The sequence below is a fragment of the Acidiferrimicrobium sp. IK genome (assembly GCF_025499425.1).
GTDB lineage: Bacteria > Actinomycetota > Acidimicrobiia > Acidimicrobiales > Palsa-688 > Acidiferrimicrobium.
In genome coordinates this window covers 39,314-54,516 of record NZ_JAIMCB010000022.1, presented here as the reverse complement: position 1 = coordinate 54,516, position 15,203 = coordinate 39,314, and the positions used below count along the sequence as shown (strand labels likewise).

At 67.2% G+C, this 15,203-nt stretch carries 13 protein-coding genes; all 13 read right to left on the bottom strand.

The window, feature by feature from the left end:
- Positions 1-157: 157 nt before the first annotated feature.
- A complete protein-coding gene (locus K6U06_RS22975; RefSeq protein ID WP_262324320.1) occupies positions 158-988 on the bottom strand; it encodes an ABC transporter ATP-binding protein in 831 nt (276 codons plus the stop codon).
- Entirely contained in the window at positions 981-1,991 is a 1,011-nt protein-coding gene (locus K6U06_RS22970) for a branched-chain amino acid ABC transporter permease (RefSeq protein ID WP_262324319.1), read from the bottom strand. The genes K6U06_RS22975 and K6U06_RS22970 overlap by 8 nt, the downstream gene beginning before the upstream one ends.
- The gene (locus K6U06_RS22965; protein WP_262324318.1) at positions 1,992-2,876 is read right to left on the bottom strand and encodes a branched-chain amino acid ABC transporter permease; all 885 of its coding nucleotides are present in this window, start codon (positions 2,874-2,876) and stop codon (positions 1,992-1,994) included. It lies immediately after the preceding gene.
- 43 nt (positions 2,877-2,919) lie between these two features.
- Positions 2,920-4,389 carry an ABC transporter substrate-binding protein gene (locus tag K6U06_RS22960; protein WP_262324317.1) on the bottom strand — a complete coding sequence of 490 codons (1,470 nt, stop codon included), beginning with the start codon at positions 4,387-4,389 and terminating at the stop codon, positions 2,920-2,922.
- 442 nt (positions 4,390-4,831) lie between these two features.
- Entirely contained in the window at positions 4,832-6,637 is a 1,806-nt protein-coding gene (locus K6U06_RS22955) for a hypothetical protein (RefSeq protein ID WP_262324316.1), read from the bottom strand.
- A gap of 32 nt (positions 6,638-6,669) precedes the next feature.
- Positions 6,670-7,164, bottom strand: a complete 495-nt coding sequence (locus tag K6U06_RS22950; RefSeq protein ID WP_262324315.1) for a GlcG/HbpS family heme-binding protein — start codon at positions 7,162-7,164, stop codon at positions 6,670-6,672.
- A gap of 35 nt (positions 7,165-7,199) precedes the next feature.
- Entirely contained in the window at positions 7,200-8,594 is a 1,395-nt protein-coding gene (locus K6U06_RS22945; protein WP_262324314.1) for an aldehyde dehydrogenase family protein, read from the bottom strand.
- 2 nt (positions 8,595-8,596) lie between these two features.
- Complete coding sequence (locus tag K6U06_RS22940; protein ID WP_262324313.1) at positions 8,597-8,854, bottom strand: rubredoxin-like domain-containing protein; 258 nt, start codon at positions 8,852-8,854, stop codon at positions 8,597-8,599.
- A 179-nt stretch (positions 8,855-9,033) separates the two neighbouring features.
- Positions 9,034-10,467, bottom strand: coding sequence for an NAD-dependent malic enzyme (locus tag K6U06_RS22935; protein WP_262324312.1), 1,434 nt, complete (start codon positions 10,465-10,467; stop codon positions 9,034-9,036).
- Positions 10,467-10,928: a RidA family protein gene (locus K6U06_RS22930; RefSeq protein ID WP_262324311.1), complete on the bottom strand. Its 462-nt coding sequence runs from the start codon at positions 10,926-10,928 to the stop codon at positions 10,467-10,469. Before K6U06_RS22930 ends, K6U06_RS22935 begins: the two co-directional genes overlap by 1 nt.
- On the bottom strand, positions 10,925-12,382 hold the full coding sequence (locus K6U06_RS22925; RefSeq protein WP_262324310.1) for a gamma-glutamyltransferase: 1,458 nt from the start codon (positions 12,380-12,382) through the stop codon (positions 10,925-10,927). The genes K6U06_RS22930 and K6U06_RS22925 overlap by 4 nt, the downstream gene beginning before the upstream one ends.
- A 38-nt stretch (positions 12,383-12,420) precedes the next feature.
- A complete protein-coding gene (locus K6U06_RS22920) occupies positions 12,421-13,923 on the bottom strand; it encodes an aldehyde dehydrogenase family protein (RefSeq protein WP_262324309.1) in 1,503 nt (500 codons plus the stop codon).
- On the bottom strand, positions 13,923-15,185 hold the full coding sequence (gene frc, locus K6U06_RS22915) for a formyl-CoA transferase (protein WP_410051132.1): 1,263 nt from the start codon (positions 15,183-15,185) through the stop codon (positions 13,923-13,925). The genes K6U06_RS22920 and frc overlap by 1 nt, the downstream gene beginning before the upstream one ends.
- Positions 15,186-15,203: the final 18 nt, after the last annotated feature.

The window sequence follows — 15,203 nt, the reverse complement described above, 5'->3', positions numbered from 1 at the left end:
CCAACCTCGCCAGCACGCTGTTGTCTGTAGGCGCCATCGACCAAGAACCGATCTCTCGGCTCCGCCCGCCACATGACTACCTCACCCGAACCCCGCAGGTGGTGGACCCCGCTATCCAGTTACCGCTGGTCTTCTGATCGGATGCAAAGGTCTCCATTTATCTCCCTCCCAGGTATGCGTCGAGGACTTCCTGGCGGGACCGGAGCTGTCCCATATGGCCGCTGGCGATCTGCCGGCCCCCGGCCATAACCAAGACCCGGTCGCAGAGGCGCTCCACCGAGCCGAGCTCATGCTCGACGAGGAGTAGCGTCAGCCCGTCGTTGCGGAGCGCTGACAAGGCATGTTCGATGTGGCGGGCCAGGCTGCGGTTAACTCCGGCCATCGGCTCGTCGAGCAGGAGCATCTTGGGCCTGGCCATTAGTGCCCGGCCGATCTCCACAAGCTTGCGCTGTCCGCCGGATAGGTCGCTGGCGTAGTCGTTTTCCTTTTCGCGTAGCTCCAAGCGGGAAAGGATCTCCCGGGCCCTACGGATCTCGGCGGCATCCTCGGCGCCCCACCACCTTCGGCCGCCGAGCGCGCCCCAGATGCTCTTGCCTCGCTGGCGAGGCACAGAAACGAGCAGGTTCTCCATCACTGTGAGCCGGGCGAACTCGCCGCCGAGTTGGAAGGTGCGGATCATGCCGGCCCGAGCGGCCACATGTGATGGGCGACCGGCGAGGTCGATCCCGTCGAAGATCACCCGGCCCGAGGTGGGCCTGGTCTCGCCGCCGACGGCCTTCAGCGCGGTGCTCTTACCGGCACCGTTAGGGCCGATGAGACCGACGGCGGTGCCCGTCTGCACCTCGAACGACACCCCGTTGACGGCCCGGACTGCGCCGAAGTGGACCTCAAGGTCGACCACCCGCAGGATGGCCGCGCCGGTCACCCGGTCCGCCTCCGAATCGGAGGAGGTGGACTCCGCCGGCGTGTCGGTGAGCTGATCAGCCACGAGCGCTCCTTCTGGTGAGTGCCGCTGGCAGGGCCGCCATCCGGTTTCGCCGGGTGGTGATGTCGCTTGAGTACGTGCGACGTCTCTCCGGCAGTACGCCTTGGGGACGGAAGTACAAGAAGATGAGGATCAGCGCTCCGAGGCTCATCCACTGGATGGCACCGATGAGCGCCGGGTTGCCGATGTTCGGCAGGAGCACCGTGCCCTCTAGGAACAGGCCCTGCACCAGCAGGGCTCCGAGGGCCACCCCTCCAAGGTTGCCCCGACCGCCGACGATGACCGCGGCGAACAGGCCGAAGGTCTCGGTGTAGTCCCATCCGGCCGGGGCCCAAGCGGCAATGAACTGCACCTCAATGGCTCCGGCTAGGGCTGCGATTGCGCCGCCGATAACCATGACCAGGAGCTTCACGGCGGCCACGTTGTGCCCGACAGCAGCGGCGGCCGCCTCGTTCTCCCGGACGGCCCGCAACACCCGGCCTAGCGGTGAGATGTGGATGCGGCGTACCACCTCAAACACCACCGCCGCAGCCAGCAGAGCCAGCGCCAGGTAGAACACCTCGTAGCCCACCTGGCTGAGGTGCAGCACACCCTTGAACGGCTGGGGAATCAGGGCCAGACCAACCCCGCCGTTGAGGAACCCGGGGTCGGCAGAGACAATGTAGGAGCCCATGATGGATACCACCAGCAGGACCATGGCCTGGTAGTCACCGCGCAGACGGCGGAGAACCAGCAGGCCGACCAGCAGGCCCAGCAGGCCACCGACCACCGCGGCCGCTAGCCACGGGATTGGCCAAGGCATGTGGGCCCCCCAGAAGTAGTGCTGATAGCTGGACGAGTTGGGATGACCCAGGCTGAGAATACTGGCGGTGTAAGCGCCCGCAGCCACGAAAAGGATATAGGCGAAGTTGAGCACCCCAGTGTCGCCGAACTGCAAGTTCAGACCCCAGCAGGCGATGACGCCAACCACGACGTATACAGCTAGGGTGAGCAAGTAATAAGCCATTTAGGCGATTCCCTTCGCTTCCGCCGCCCCGGCCATGATGCCGGTGGGTCGGACCAACAGGACCAGGATGAGTACAGCGAACGCACTGATCGGTGCATACGCGCCGCCCAGCACGATGGCGCTCTCCTCGAGCAGCACGCCGATCGCTAACGCCCCGAGCATCGCCCCGTACACCTGGCCAACCCCGCCAAGGACGGCTGCGGCGATAATTTCGATAAGGAACGTGTCACCCATGGTGTAGGAGACGCTCGACAGGCTGATACCGAGCATTACCCCGGCTGCCCCACCCATTAGGCCCGATATCAGCCAGGCGATGTCCGTGATCCGCTGGGCCGGGACGCCGCTCGAGCGGGCCAGGTCGGTGTTCGAGGCCACCGCCCGGATCGCCTTGCCGATACGGGTGTACTTGAGGAGGCTATGGGTCGCCACTGCGATCCCCAGTCCGATGGCCATTACCACCAGTTGGGAGTGGGTGAATGACATGGCCCCGAGGTGAACCACGCCCGTACCGGTCATCTGGTAGTTCACCGACATGGTGCCCCAGATGATTTCAACCAGATACTCGATGAGAAGCGCCAGGGCGATGGTCACCACCACCATGCCGAAGAACGTCGTTCCCCGCTTCGCGAACCGAGCGAGAAGGAACCGGTTGAGCAGTGCCGAGAACACCGCCCCGAACACCGCGCCCAGCACTAGTGCCAGCCAGATGCTCATCCCGGCCTGCGTGCATATGAACGCGATGTAGGCGGCGAAGGTCATCTGCGCCCCAAAGGCGATGTTCAACACGCCAGTGGCGGAGAACTGCAGGGTGAAGCCGACCGCTGCCGGCAGCAGTATCGATGCAGTGACGATCCCAAACCCGAGGGAGCTCAACATGGAGTTCATGCCCGCCGTCCTCCTTTCCGACTGCAGTGGCAGCCAACCATGATCACCCCGCCGCCTTGACCATCAGATCGGTGGGGGCTTGGCCGAGGACCTGCGGGTTGCTGCTCTCGGTCAAGGCGTTGAAGTCCGCAGCAATGTTGTGGTGTGGGTCCAGACTGATTTGGCCGAGCGCGCCGACATACTGAATCTTCTGGCCCGCCTGCAGGTCCTTGACCCCGGTGGCGAAGTCGTGCACCACCGTCTTGCCGGCCCCAGCCTCGGTCAGGCCCATGATGTCCGAGTTGTACACCGTTGGCTTGATCGAATGGGCCTCCACCATGGCCAACGCAACCAGGTTGGCGGCGTCGTAGTAGGACAGGGTGAAAGGGTCCTTCAGGTACTGGTTGATGCTCGGCACATTTTTCGGGGCGTTGTGCATGGCTTGGTTGAATGTCTGCCAGCCGGCGGTCGAGGTGGATGGGGTGGACGCCTCGAAGGCAGTGAAGGACTGCAGCGCGCTGGCACCGATGGCCCCTGACACGGCGGTGATCCAGGCGGGCTCCTCCTCGGTCTCCACCACGTAGGTGGGAGGAAGGTTGGTCAGTTGCTTCAGTTCGGCGAAGAAGGTGGCCGACATGGGCGCAGAACCGTCGTAAAAGATGACCTGCGGGTGCGAACTGGCCACCTTCTGGGCCTCCGTGCTGTAGGACGGCTGCCCAGGGGTCAGCTGCACGTTGGCCACGATCTGACCGCCCAGCTTCTTGAACCCGGAGATGGCAGCGGGGCCGTCGGCCTGGGACTGCGAGCCGGTCGCGAACACCGCGGCCGCCCTGGTGAAGCCCTTACTCTCGGCCCACGCCGCCATGGCATAGCCCTCAGCGGCGTCGGGTGGCACTAGCCGCCACATGTAGGGGTCGGTATTTGAGTCGTACTGGGTGTCGCCAGTCATGAGGAAGGACGGGATGTGGGCCTGTTGAAAGAGCGGCTCAGTAGATAGCGCCTCGTCCGAGCTGGGCCCGAACACCGCTACCACCGAGCTGCTGTGCGCTACGAGGGCGTTGGCCGCCGGCACCGCATCCTGGGGGTCACCACGAGTGTCAGAACTGGTGCAGGTGAGCTGGTGACCGAGCACTCCGCCCGCCTTGTTGATCAGGTAGGTCGCTGGGTAGCAGCCCGACAGCGCCAAGTCGCCGTACGAGGCGTCAGCTCCGCTGAAGGGCACGAAGTTCGCAATCTGCAGTCCCCCGGATCCGCTTCCTCCTCCGGAGGACGATCCTGATCCTGCTGCTGTCGTGGATTGGCCGCTGCTGCCGCATGCCGACAGCGCCAGCGCCCCCACGGCCACGGATGCGACTGCTGCGAAAACGCGACCCCGCTTGCCGAGAACAGCTCCTCCAAGATCCTGCTGGGAAACCCCCACACTCTTCCCTTTCTCACTGTTGGATTGTGAGTCCCCGGTCCGACATTCCCGGACCTGTGCGGTACTCGAACTCTGATGTTGCGAAGTGTACGGATGCCCAAGGGGCACTTCCATGTACAGGGTGCATAGCTGCCAGCGATCCACATGGGCGGGATGACGAAGAGCTCCCTGGCCGCCATCGTCGGTAATAGCGAGCTGTCGGAGCCGTCTTCTACGGGAACTACTCCGAAGCAAGAGTTGAATTGAGGTAGGGAAACATGCTGTCTCGTCCATGGCAGAAACCCTAACGACGGCCCGTCACGGGCCGATGCGGGGACGGTTAACGCCATGTTTCAGCGCCGTCAGCGCCGGCCGAAAGCCGTCTGGGAGGTGTGCCAGTAGCCGCGCCAAGGACTACAACCGTGCAGAGACAATGCCGCGTAAAGCCCGGGCTCGCGCCATCGAGCTAACCCGAATACCGCAACTTTCTGGTGACACAAGTCCATTAACCAGCCCCCCGACCAGCGACTTACCAAGTAGAAAACACGTCGATGGTAGTCGGCTCGCCCGCCGGTTGTCAGGTACGGGCCGATGCCACCGCGGCTGTCGCGTTCTCCAGGGCGGCGGCCAGCTCGGCCGCGCCCACGGCGACCACAAGGTCGCTGTGGTCAGCCAGCTCGGGGACCATGTCCGCTCCCACGGTCACCACCAAGCCGGCGCCGCGCACTGGGTCCAAGTCTCGAGGGCCCTCAAGGTCCACCCCGATGAACACCGACGGCGAGATAGATCGCTTGACAAGGGATACCTCAGCCCGTGAGGCGACCAGCCCTCCGGCAACCGCAGCAGCGGTGCCACCGAATCCCCATCCTCGGGTCTCGACCTGTCGCTGCAGCCGGTCGGCCAGCCTGGGGTCAACCCCGGCGCCCACGCACAATAGGACGGACGCCAAGTCACCCTCCATGGCGGAGGGGTGCGACGGCTGGCCCCCGGCACCGAGCACGCTGGCGGCTGCAGCGAGGGCCGATTCGTCGAGTTCGACTGTTTCGACCGTCCCAGTCCGCCCATGGTCGAGGGCCAGCGGCTGGCAAGCCCCGGGGCGCAGGGTCCCAAGTGCCGGCGTTGTGCGAGCCACGACCCGTGCCATGGCACTGCCGCACCAGGCCGGCTTTAGCCACACTAGGTCTGTGCGGCCGCCGCCCGCTGGGTGAGGAGCGGTGTCTAGGCCCACGAAGTCGCCGGTTAGGCCTAGCTCGAGTCGAGCCGCTACCCGGGGAAGGTAGTGACGGCCACGGCTCGACCAAGGGGCGATGACCGCGACCGGCTGATGCTGCTCGATTAGGGGAGCCAGGGCTGCGGCCATCACCTCGGCCGGCTGCCCCTCGAGGTGGGCCGCGGTTCCGACCAGCACCCGGTCAGCACCGGCGGCGATCAATCGATCCGGTCGGGTCCCCGCTGAGTCTCCTAGGAACACCGCCACCACCTGGGCGTTCAGCCGTCCCGCCACCCTGCGGGCACAGGCCAGGCCTTCCAGGGATGTCGGATGCAGATCATCGCCCCGACTCTCGGCCATCATCCATATAGGCCGGGCTCCGCTCTCGGGGGCGAAGGCTTCAACGACGGGGACGTCGCCGAGCGGGACCGCGACGCGGGCGTTGATCACCTCGATGGCCTCGTCCAGCCCGGCGGTCCGGCCCGACCGAACGTGTCTGATATCGGTGACGTTCTGCACGTAGGTGCGTGACCCGCGAATGCCGTACCCCGCCGGGTCACCGCCCAAGCGCTCGATGTCCCACACTTCGATGGAGCCGGACCGGGCGACGGGGGCCGCCGGTCCGGCAGCGCATCCCGCCTCCACACTGATAACTGCCGGGGTCGGCAGGATACGCCGGTTCTCCCCATCGTCGGTCTCCTCTACTACGGTGACGTATCGGTCGCCGAACTCCATCGCGACCACACCGGAGGCGAAGGCCAGCCCGGCGATCTCGGCGATCTGGGCGGGGGTCTGGGCGGTGCCGCCATCCATGGCACTGCGACCGCAGAGGAGCACGTCGGCCTGCTCGATCCGCATGGCCTGTGCCAGGGCGCGGGACGTGGCCAAAGTGTCAGCGCCAGCCAGGCCGCCGTCACACAGATGGATTACGCGGTCCACACCCAGGCCGGCGACCTCATCGAGGAGAACCCCAATGCCTGGGGGGCCCATAGTCAAAGCCACCACCTCCTGCCCGTCTGAGCAGGACCTGCCAGCCAGAGCCACGTCCAGTGCCAACAGGTCCAGCGGATTGACCATGCTGGCCACCCCCTCGCGCACGATGCGATTCAGGCCCTCATCGAACCGCACCGCGCCGGGAGCCGGGACCACCTTGACCGCCACCAGGATCTTCATAAGAGCTCTCCCCCTCCTTCTTCCTGCCCGGGTCAGCCGGCCCTAGAACCGGCCGCCGTCCTGCCATTGCCGCCGACGTCACCGTCGCCGTCGGCCATCAACCGCTCGAAGGCGGCGATGGCTGCTGCTCCCACCGCCTTGTCCTGGGTGCCGTTGCCGCCGCTCACGCCGATGGCGGCGACCACCTGGCCGTCGTGGACCAGCGGAAAACCGCCGACGAAAATGGCGAACCGGCCAGGGATCATCTGGTTGATGCCAAAGGCCTCATTGCCCGGCAGGGCGGGGCCGTTGGGCGGCTCGTTGAAGAGGTGCGTGGCCCGCTGGTGCCCGGCCGACGTGAATGCCTTGGCCGTGGCGATCTCCACGCCCGTCAGACGGGCGCCAGTCATGCGGTGGAGGGCCACGATGTGCCCGCCATCGTCGGCGATACAGACGGTCTCTTTGACCCCGATCCGTTCCGCTTCCTCCTCCGCTGCCCTCAACACGACGAGCGCATCCTCTAGGTCAATTCGATAGACCTTGTGCACTGGTTTCCTTCCTGTTCGATGATCTGTGCCTGTTGTCAGTCGTAGGTGCTGTAGACGGTCTTGGTCTCGGTAAAGAAGTCGATGGCCTGACGCCCACCCTCGGGGAAGGCGCCGGAGCTGGACGCCCGCCACCCCCCGAAGGGAGGAGCCACGCCGTTGCCTGTGGTCCTGCCGTTGATCTTCACCAGCCCACAGCGCACGTCCCGGGCGAAGCGGCTCGCGGTGGTCAGACTGGCGGTGTGGAGGGCGGCGACGAGACCGTGCCCGTCGGCGTTGATGTCACGGACCGCCTCGGCTACCGAGTCGACAGCGACGATGCTGAGCACCGGACCGAACATCTCCTCGCGAAGCAGGCGGTGATCGGCGGGGACGTCGCCGTAGAGGACGGGCGCCACCCAGTAGCCGTCGGGGTCCACGTCCTCGGCGATGCGACCTTGCGCCAGAAGCCGGCAGCCGGCATGGCGGGCAGAGGCGAAAACGGCTTCCAGGCGCGACTTCTGCTCGGCCGTGGCGACCGGCCCGAAGCTGACGTCGGGGCGGACGCCGGGGCCGACCACGAGCTCAGACACCCGAGCGCTCAGCATCTCGGTGAGCCGGTCGGCGACGGAGCGCTCGACTAGGACCCGGTCGGTGGCGGTGCAGGTCTGGCCGGCCTGGCCGAACGCCGCCTTGGCGATATCGGTGGCAGCGCGCTTCAAGTCGGCGTCGGCGGCGACCACCGCCGCGTTGCGGCCGCCCAGCTCCATCTGGATTCTGGCGAAGCGGTGCAGCGAGCCAGCTAGGCGCTCACCTACGCCATCGGATCCCGTAAAGGTCACAGCCCTCAGCCGGGGATCGCCGGCCAGCGCGGCCATGGTGGCCGGGTCGGCGCCCTGCACGAGGCCCAACAATCCGGCGGGCATACCGGCGTCGTTGATAATGCGGACCAGCCGGTCCCCGGCGGCCGCCACGACCGGCGACGGCTTGAACACTGCCGCGTTGCCGACAGCCAGAGCAGCGGCCAGCTTTCGGGCGGGCAGTGAAAGGGGGAAGTTCCAGGGTGTGATGGCACCAACCACCCCCAGCGGGGATCGCAGCGTATAGGCCGCGGTGCCTGGCTCCTCCTCGGGGAATTGGGTGCCCTCGACCATGTAGGCCAACTGGGCGGCGAAGGTGAACTGCTCGGCCGACTTGATGACCTCGACCGTGGCCTCGGCCACGGTCTTGCCTTCCTCCCGGACGATAAGGGCGACCAGCTCGTCCGAGCTGGCGGCCAGCCCGGCGGCGATGGCGCCCATGACCGCAGCCCGGCGGGACGGGGTGGTACGGGCCCAGCCAAGCTGTGCGTCGACAGCCGCGTCCAGGATCTTTTCCAGCTCGTCGGGCGTGGTAGAGGCGATCTCCGCCACGACGTCGGAGGGGGCGGCTGGGTTGACGCTGCGAATGTCCATAACTATGCCGCCTCGTCCCTTACAAAAAGGTCATTTTCGGCCCCGCACAAGGGACACCACCGAGGCGGCTCGACACCCTCGTGGACGTAGCCACACACTGTGCAGCGCCACCGGTAGGTGACGGTGCCGTCCTCGCCGAGGAGTACCTTGACTCCGTCGGACACCTGAAGCTCGAAGTCATCGAAGATGATTCGAACCCCCGCCGCTATCTCTTCGGGATCAAGAAGATCCAGCTCCCGATCTGTCAGTGCTGTCGACATCTAGCCCGACGGTCCTTCCCTGTCTCCGCTGGTCGGGCGCCATGCCCCGATGTCGCCCAGCCTGGCAGCCGGTGACGGGTGGAACAATGAACAGACAGCACGGAGACCCTGAGGAGAATCGTGCATCCTGCACAGGCACCCCCGGCACCGGTCGGGTTCCCGGCTGTCCCGTTTCCAGGTCAGACCGCTTCGGCTCGGGCCGCCTCGGTAACGGTCCTGGCAATAGCAGGGACCACGTTGGGGTCGAACACGTTCGGGATGATGTAGCTGGCACTGCGCCGCTCGGGAGTCACCATGGAGGCAAGGGCCCGCGCCGCGGCCAACTCCATGCTGGTGGTGACCCGCCGACAGCGGGCGTCGAGAAGGCCGCGGAAGAACCCGGGGAACACCAGCACGTTGTTGATCTGGTTTATGTCGTCGCTGCGGCCCGACGCCACCACCGCGGCGTGACGACGGGCCACGCGCAGGTCTACCTCGGGGCGGGGGTTGGCCAGGGCGAAGACGATCGAATCGGGTGCCATTGCAGCCACGTCGTGTTCGCCGAGCAGGTCCCCAACACTGACGCCAATGAACACATCAGCGCCGGGCATGATGTCGGCTAGCCGACCGGTTAGCCGGCGGGAGTTGGTGCGCAGGGCGACCTCCTGGCACGGGCCGATGAGACCCGCCTTGCCATCGTAAAGAACCCCGTCGCGGTCGGAAGCCACGATGTCGGTGGCCCCGGCGGCCAGCAGGAGATGGATGACCGCAGTCCCCGCCGCCCCCACTCCCGACACCACAATGCGGGCGTCCTCCAGGCGCTTTCCAACTAGCGCCAGGGCGTTCCACAGCGCTGCCAGCACGGCGATGGCAGTGCCATGCTGGTCGTCGTGGAATACCGGGATGTCCAGGCTGGCTCGCAGGCGCTGCTCGATCTCGAAGCAGCGAGGCGCGGCAATATCCTCCAGGTTGATACCGCCGTAAGCGGGGGCAATGATCTCCACGGTGCGGACAATCTCGTCCACGTCCTGGGTTGCCAGGCACACCGGCCAGGCGTCCACGTCGGCGAACCGCTTGAACAGAACGGCCTTGCCCTCCATAACCGGCAGAGCAGCCTCCGCACCCAGGTTGCCAAGCCCGAGAACGGCCGACCCGTCAGTGACCACGGCAACGGTGTTGCGCTTCATCGTCAGGTTGTAGACGTCGTCGGGATGGCGGTAGATGGCCTCGCAAACCCTGGCCACCCCGGGGGTGTAGATGCGGGCCAGATCATCGCGATGAGCGATGGGCGCCCGGGCCGAGACGGAGATCTTGCCGCCCAGGTGCGATAGGAAGGTCCGGTCGCTGACGTTGCGGACCTCCACGCCGGGGAGGCTCTCGAGACGACTCGCCACGAGGCGCATATGCTCCGCCCCGAGGGCGTCACAGCTGACGTCGACGGTGAGGTAGTCCCCGAGGGACTCCACAACATCGAGAGCGGTCAGCACCGCCTGGGAGGCGGTCACCGTGGCCACCAGGTCACCAGTGGCGGTCGCGGTGTTAGGGACCGACACCCGCAGGGTGACGCTGAAGCCAGGGCTGGGCTCGGCGGCCAAAAGCGTCGACGCCGGGCTGGGGTTGGTGAAGTCGACCATCAGAGGTCACCGGCGGCCCGAATGGCGGCCACCAAGGCGACCTCCACCGGCGCCCCGCCGGGCAGGGAAGTCACCCCGATGGCAGCCCGGGCGGCCGGGGGGCTGCCCAGCATGTCCGCGAGCAGCGCCGAGCCGCCGTCTGCCACCGCTGTGTGGCCGGTGAAGTCGGCGGCAGCGGCGATCCACACCGTCATGGTCAGCACCCGTTCGACCCGGTCCAGGCCACCGGCGCCGGCGGCAACCGCGGAAAGGGCATTGGCGGTTGCCAGGGCGGTGGCCTGCCGGGCCTGGACCGGGTCCAAGTCGGCGCCGACCCGGCCGGTGAAAATCAGTGCGCCGTCGCGGCGGGGGGTCATCCCGGCGGTGTAGGCGATGCCCTGGTGGACGACCACCGGCTGGTAGTGGCCCTGGGCCACCGGCGGCGGGGGCAACTGGCCGCCGGGGGGCAGGCCGGCGGTCACGCCGGCACCACCGCTCCTACAGTGCGGGGATCCGCGGAGGCGATCATGGACCCGCAGGCGTCGCCTCGGACGACCACCTGTTGGGCGCTCCGGAGCCCAAGTGGGCCGGCCCACTCCAACCGGGGCTCCTCCACCGCCAAGGCAACGACGTCGTGGGGACTGAAGTCTTCCTCCACCCGGATACCGGCGTGGCTGGGCATGAGTTCCCAACGGGGCGTGACCACAGCATCGGACGGCCAGGTTTCGGAGCGGATCAGATCAGCCATCAACTGGGTGTTCCAAGGCACCTGGTTGATCCCGCCCGGGGTGCCGCCTACCGCCACCGCAGGCGAGCCCTCCCTCGCCACGGCCCACGCGTGCAGGGTGGTCGACGGTCGGCGGCCGGCCTCTGGGAAGTTTCGGGAGCCGACCCGACTGGAGAAGCCCCGCCCAGCTCGGTTGGCCAATATCAGGTCCAGCCCGTCGACCACGAGGCCGCTACCGAAGCGGGGGAAGGAGTTGGAGTGAATGACCACCGCCATGTTCCCGTGCCGATCTACGCCGCTTACGATCGACGTGCCCCCATCGGCCACCGACTCGCCGTTCCGTATACGGAATCGCTCCACCGCGCCGACCACCGACCGGTAGGTGCGGGCGGCGGTCAGGGACCCAAGGTCACCGAGTCCGCCCAATGCGTCGAGGAGGACCGGTCCGTGAGTAGGGGCCGGGGTTGTCCACACTCGATGGCCGCCGACCCGGCTCTCATCACAAGCCTTCCAGACAGCGCCCCCGTAGTCGGCCAGGTCGTCCATCTCGAGCACCCCGGCCCGGGACTGCACCGCGTCCACAACGGCCCGCCCCACCGGGCCGGTCATCAGGCCGGCACCGCGGACCACCCACTCGTCGAGAACCTTCGCCAGTCCTGGAAGGCGGGTGACCGCGCCTGACGCGATGGGCGATCCGCCAGGGAGGTAGACGGTGCCAGCCGGGTTCTGGGCGGTCAGCAGCGAGGTGGACAGCGTCGTCAGCAGGGTGCATACCTTGGACCAGGCGAACCCGGTGGTGGCGGCACGAATGGCCCCCTCGGCATGCCGAGAGCGGTCGAACACCCCCAGCTCAGATAGCGCAGCGTAGCCAGCCGCGGCGGCCGGGACCCCAACCGACGTGGGCCCATCCACCGTCATCCGGCCGGCGGCGGCCAACGCGGCCAGACGGCGGGGTGCGCCCCCGACGGCGATCAGGGCCTCGGGCCGGGATTGGCCGTCCCGCACCACCAGGGCTACCAGGTCCCCTCCCAGTCCGCATTTGGGCGGCAGCAGTACGGTCTCGGCCAAGGCAGCGACGGTCACCGCGTCGAACACGTTGCCGCCGTCCCTGAGGCACTGGGCCCCGAGGGCGGCGGCCAATGGCGCGGCGGCGGCCACCACCCCGTGGGGGCTGCGCCCGGTGCACTGCTCGGCCACCACGGCCCGCATCCGGGCCCATCCCAGGGACGCGTCCTGGCGGCCGTCAATCAACCCCTGCGCTTCAGGTTTACCCAAATCGTCCTCCGGTCGGTGAAATTCTCGATGGCGCTGGAACCCAGGTCGCGGCCGACGCCCGAGTCGCCGCCCAGTCCCCCCCACGGGAGGCGATTGTCGGTGTGGCCATAGGTGTTGACCCAGACGGTGCCGGCCCGGATCCGGTCGGCGACCGTGTGGGCCCGGGCCAGGTCGTTGGTCCACACCGCGGCGGCCAGCGTGTAGGGCGAGTCGTTGGCCATCGCCACTGCCTCCTCCTCGGAGGAGAACCGCATGACTGAAACCACCGGACCGAAGATCTCCTCCCGGCCGACGACCATCCGGTTATCCACGCCGGAGAACACGGTTGGTGCCATGTAGTAGCCGGGGCCCTCTAGGCGCTGACCGCCGGTGCGCAGCACGGCACCCTCGTCGATGCCCTGCTCGACATATGAAAGCACCCGGTCCATCTGGCGCTGGGAGATCAGCGGGCCCAGGTAGGTGTCTGCGGCGGTCGGTTCCCCCACGCGCAGGTTGGCGGACCGTTCAACCAACCGGTCGGTGAACTCCTCAGCGATGCGCTCGTGGACCAGCACCCGGGTGCCGGCCGAGCAGACCTGGCCGCTATTGAAGAACACCCCGGCGACGGCCGCCTTAACGGCCGAGTCCAGATCTGCGTCGTCGAAGACCACATTCGGCGATTTTCCGCCCAGTTCCAGAGTGATACGGGGGACATTGGGCGCTGCTTTTTCCATGATCAGCTTCCCGACGCCGGGGGATCCCGTGAAGGTGATCTTGTCGATGCCCGGGTGGGTGATCAGCGCCATGCCAGCTCCAGGACCGGGCCCTGGCAGGATGTTGAGCACCCCGGGGGGGAGGCCGGCCTCCAAAGCGAGCTCTCCCAATCGCAGCGCCGAGAGGGGTGTCTCGGCTGCCGGCTTCATGACCATCACGCACCCGCAGGCCAGGGCCGGGGCAATCTTCCACATGGCGTTCATGAGCGGGAAGTTCCACGGGACGATTCCGGCCACCACTCCGACCGGCACCCGCTTGACGTACGTGAGGGCGTCGGGGCGGACCGGGACCACCTCGCCGGTGATCTTGTCGCACCACCCGGCGTAGTAGTCCAGGCAGTCGATGACGGTGGGCATGTCCTGGCGGCGCACCGCGGCCAGAGGCTTGCCGGCATCGAGAGACTCAAGGTGGACCAGCTCTTCCTCGTGGGTTCGGAGCAAGTCGACCAGGCAGCGCAACATCTTGCCCCGCTCGGACGCCTGCATCTTCGGCCACGGGCCGTCCTCGAAGGCGGAGCGGGCGGCCAGCACGGCGAGGTCGATGTCGCGCCCGTCGGGTTCGGGCAGCTCGGCGATGACCTCCTCGGTGGCCGGATTGATGGTCGCGTAGCTGGCCCCCGAAACCGACTCGCGCCACTCGCCGCCGATGAGCAACTTAAGAGTCGGCAGCCGGACGGTATCTGGAGGGCCGGCGGCCGGCAGAGGGGACTGGGCGACGACCATCAGATGGCCCCCGCCTTCTGAAGGTCGGCGATGCGCTCCTCGTCCAGGCCGAGCATGTCACGCAGGATCTCCGAGGTGTGCTCGCCGAGAAGGGGGGCGGAGCGGTATTCCACCGGGGAGTCCGAGAGCTGCAGCGGGCAGCCGACGGTCAGGTACTCGCCCCGCTCGGGGTGTTTGATGGCGGCCACCATCTGCCGCCCCCGGAGGGCCTCGTCGCTGATCAGCTCGGAGGTATCGAGCACCGGCCCGCACGGCGCGTCGATAGCGTTGCAACGCTCGTAGACCTCGAACTTGGTGAGAGTGGAGGTCCATTCCTCGATGGTGGCAAATACCTCTGGGAGGTGGTCCAGACGGGCCGCTGGGGTAGCGAAGCCGGGGTCGTCGATCAGGTCCGGCCGGCCCATCTCCTCACACAGCGAGGTCCAAATCTGGGGTTGGAGAATCAGGTACACGAAGTCGTTGGGGCCGCCGGGGGCGCAGCGCAGCGCCGCGCCGGGGTGGCCGCCGCCGGATGCGTTACCCGAGCGGGGCACGGCACCGGTGGTGCTCTGCACGGGGTACTCGTTCAGCGGACCTGACTCGAGGCGCTGTTGGTCGCGCAACTTCACGCGGCACAGGTTGAGCACCGAGTCCTGCATGGCGCACAGCACCCGCTGGCCCCGCCCGGTGTGCATCTCGCGCTGCAGGAGGGCTGCCATGATAGCTGCGGCCAGATGCACCCCGGTCCCGGAGTCACCGATCTGGGCGGCGGTCACCGTCGGCACTCCGTCGGGGTCGCCGGTGGTGCTCATGGAGCCGCCCATGGCTTGAGCGATGGGCTCGTAGGCCTTGGCATCGACGAAGCGGCCCGAGCCGAAGCCCTTTACCGAGGCGTACACCAGCCGGGGATGGCGCCGGTGCAAGTCTTCCCAGCTGAAGCCGAGGCGGTCGAGGACCCCGGGACCGAAATTCTCTACTAGCACGTCCGCCTGGGCCAGCAGGTCGTGCAGGAGGGCCCGCCCGTCCTCGGACTTCAAGTTGATGGTGATCGATCGCTTGTTGGAGTTGAGCATCGTGAAGTAGAGACTGTCCACGCCGTCGACGTCCCGCAGCTGTTGGCGGGTGATGTCGCCCCGGCCAGGGACCTCCACCTTCCATACGTCGGCTCCTAGCCAGGCCAGGAGCTGGGTGCAGGAGGGCCCGGACTGGACATGGGTCATGTCGACGATTCGGATACCTTCAAGCGCTCGGCTGTCACGATCGTCCGCGCACCTGGAAAGCACGTCGTCCGAAGCGAGCGG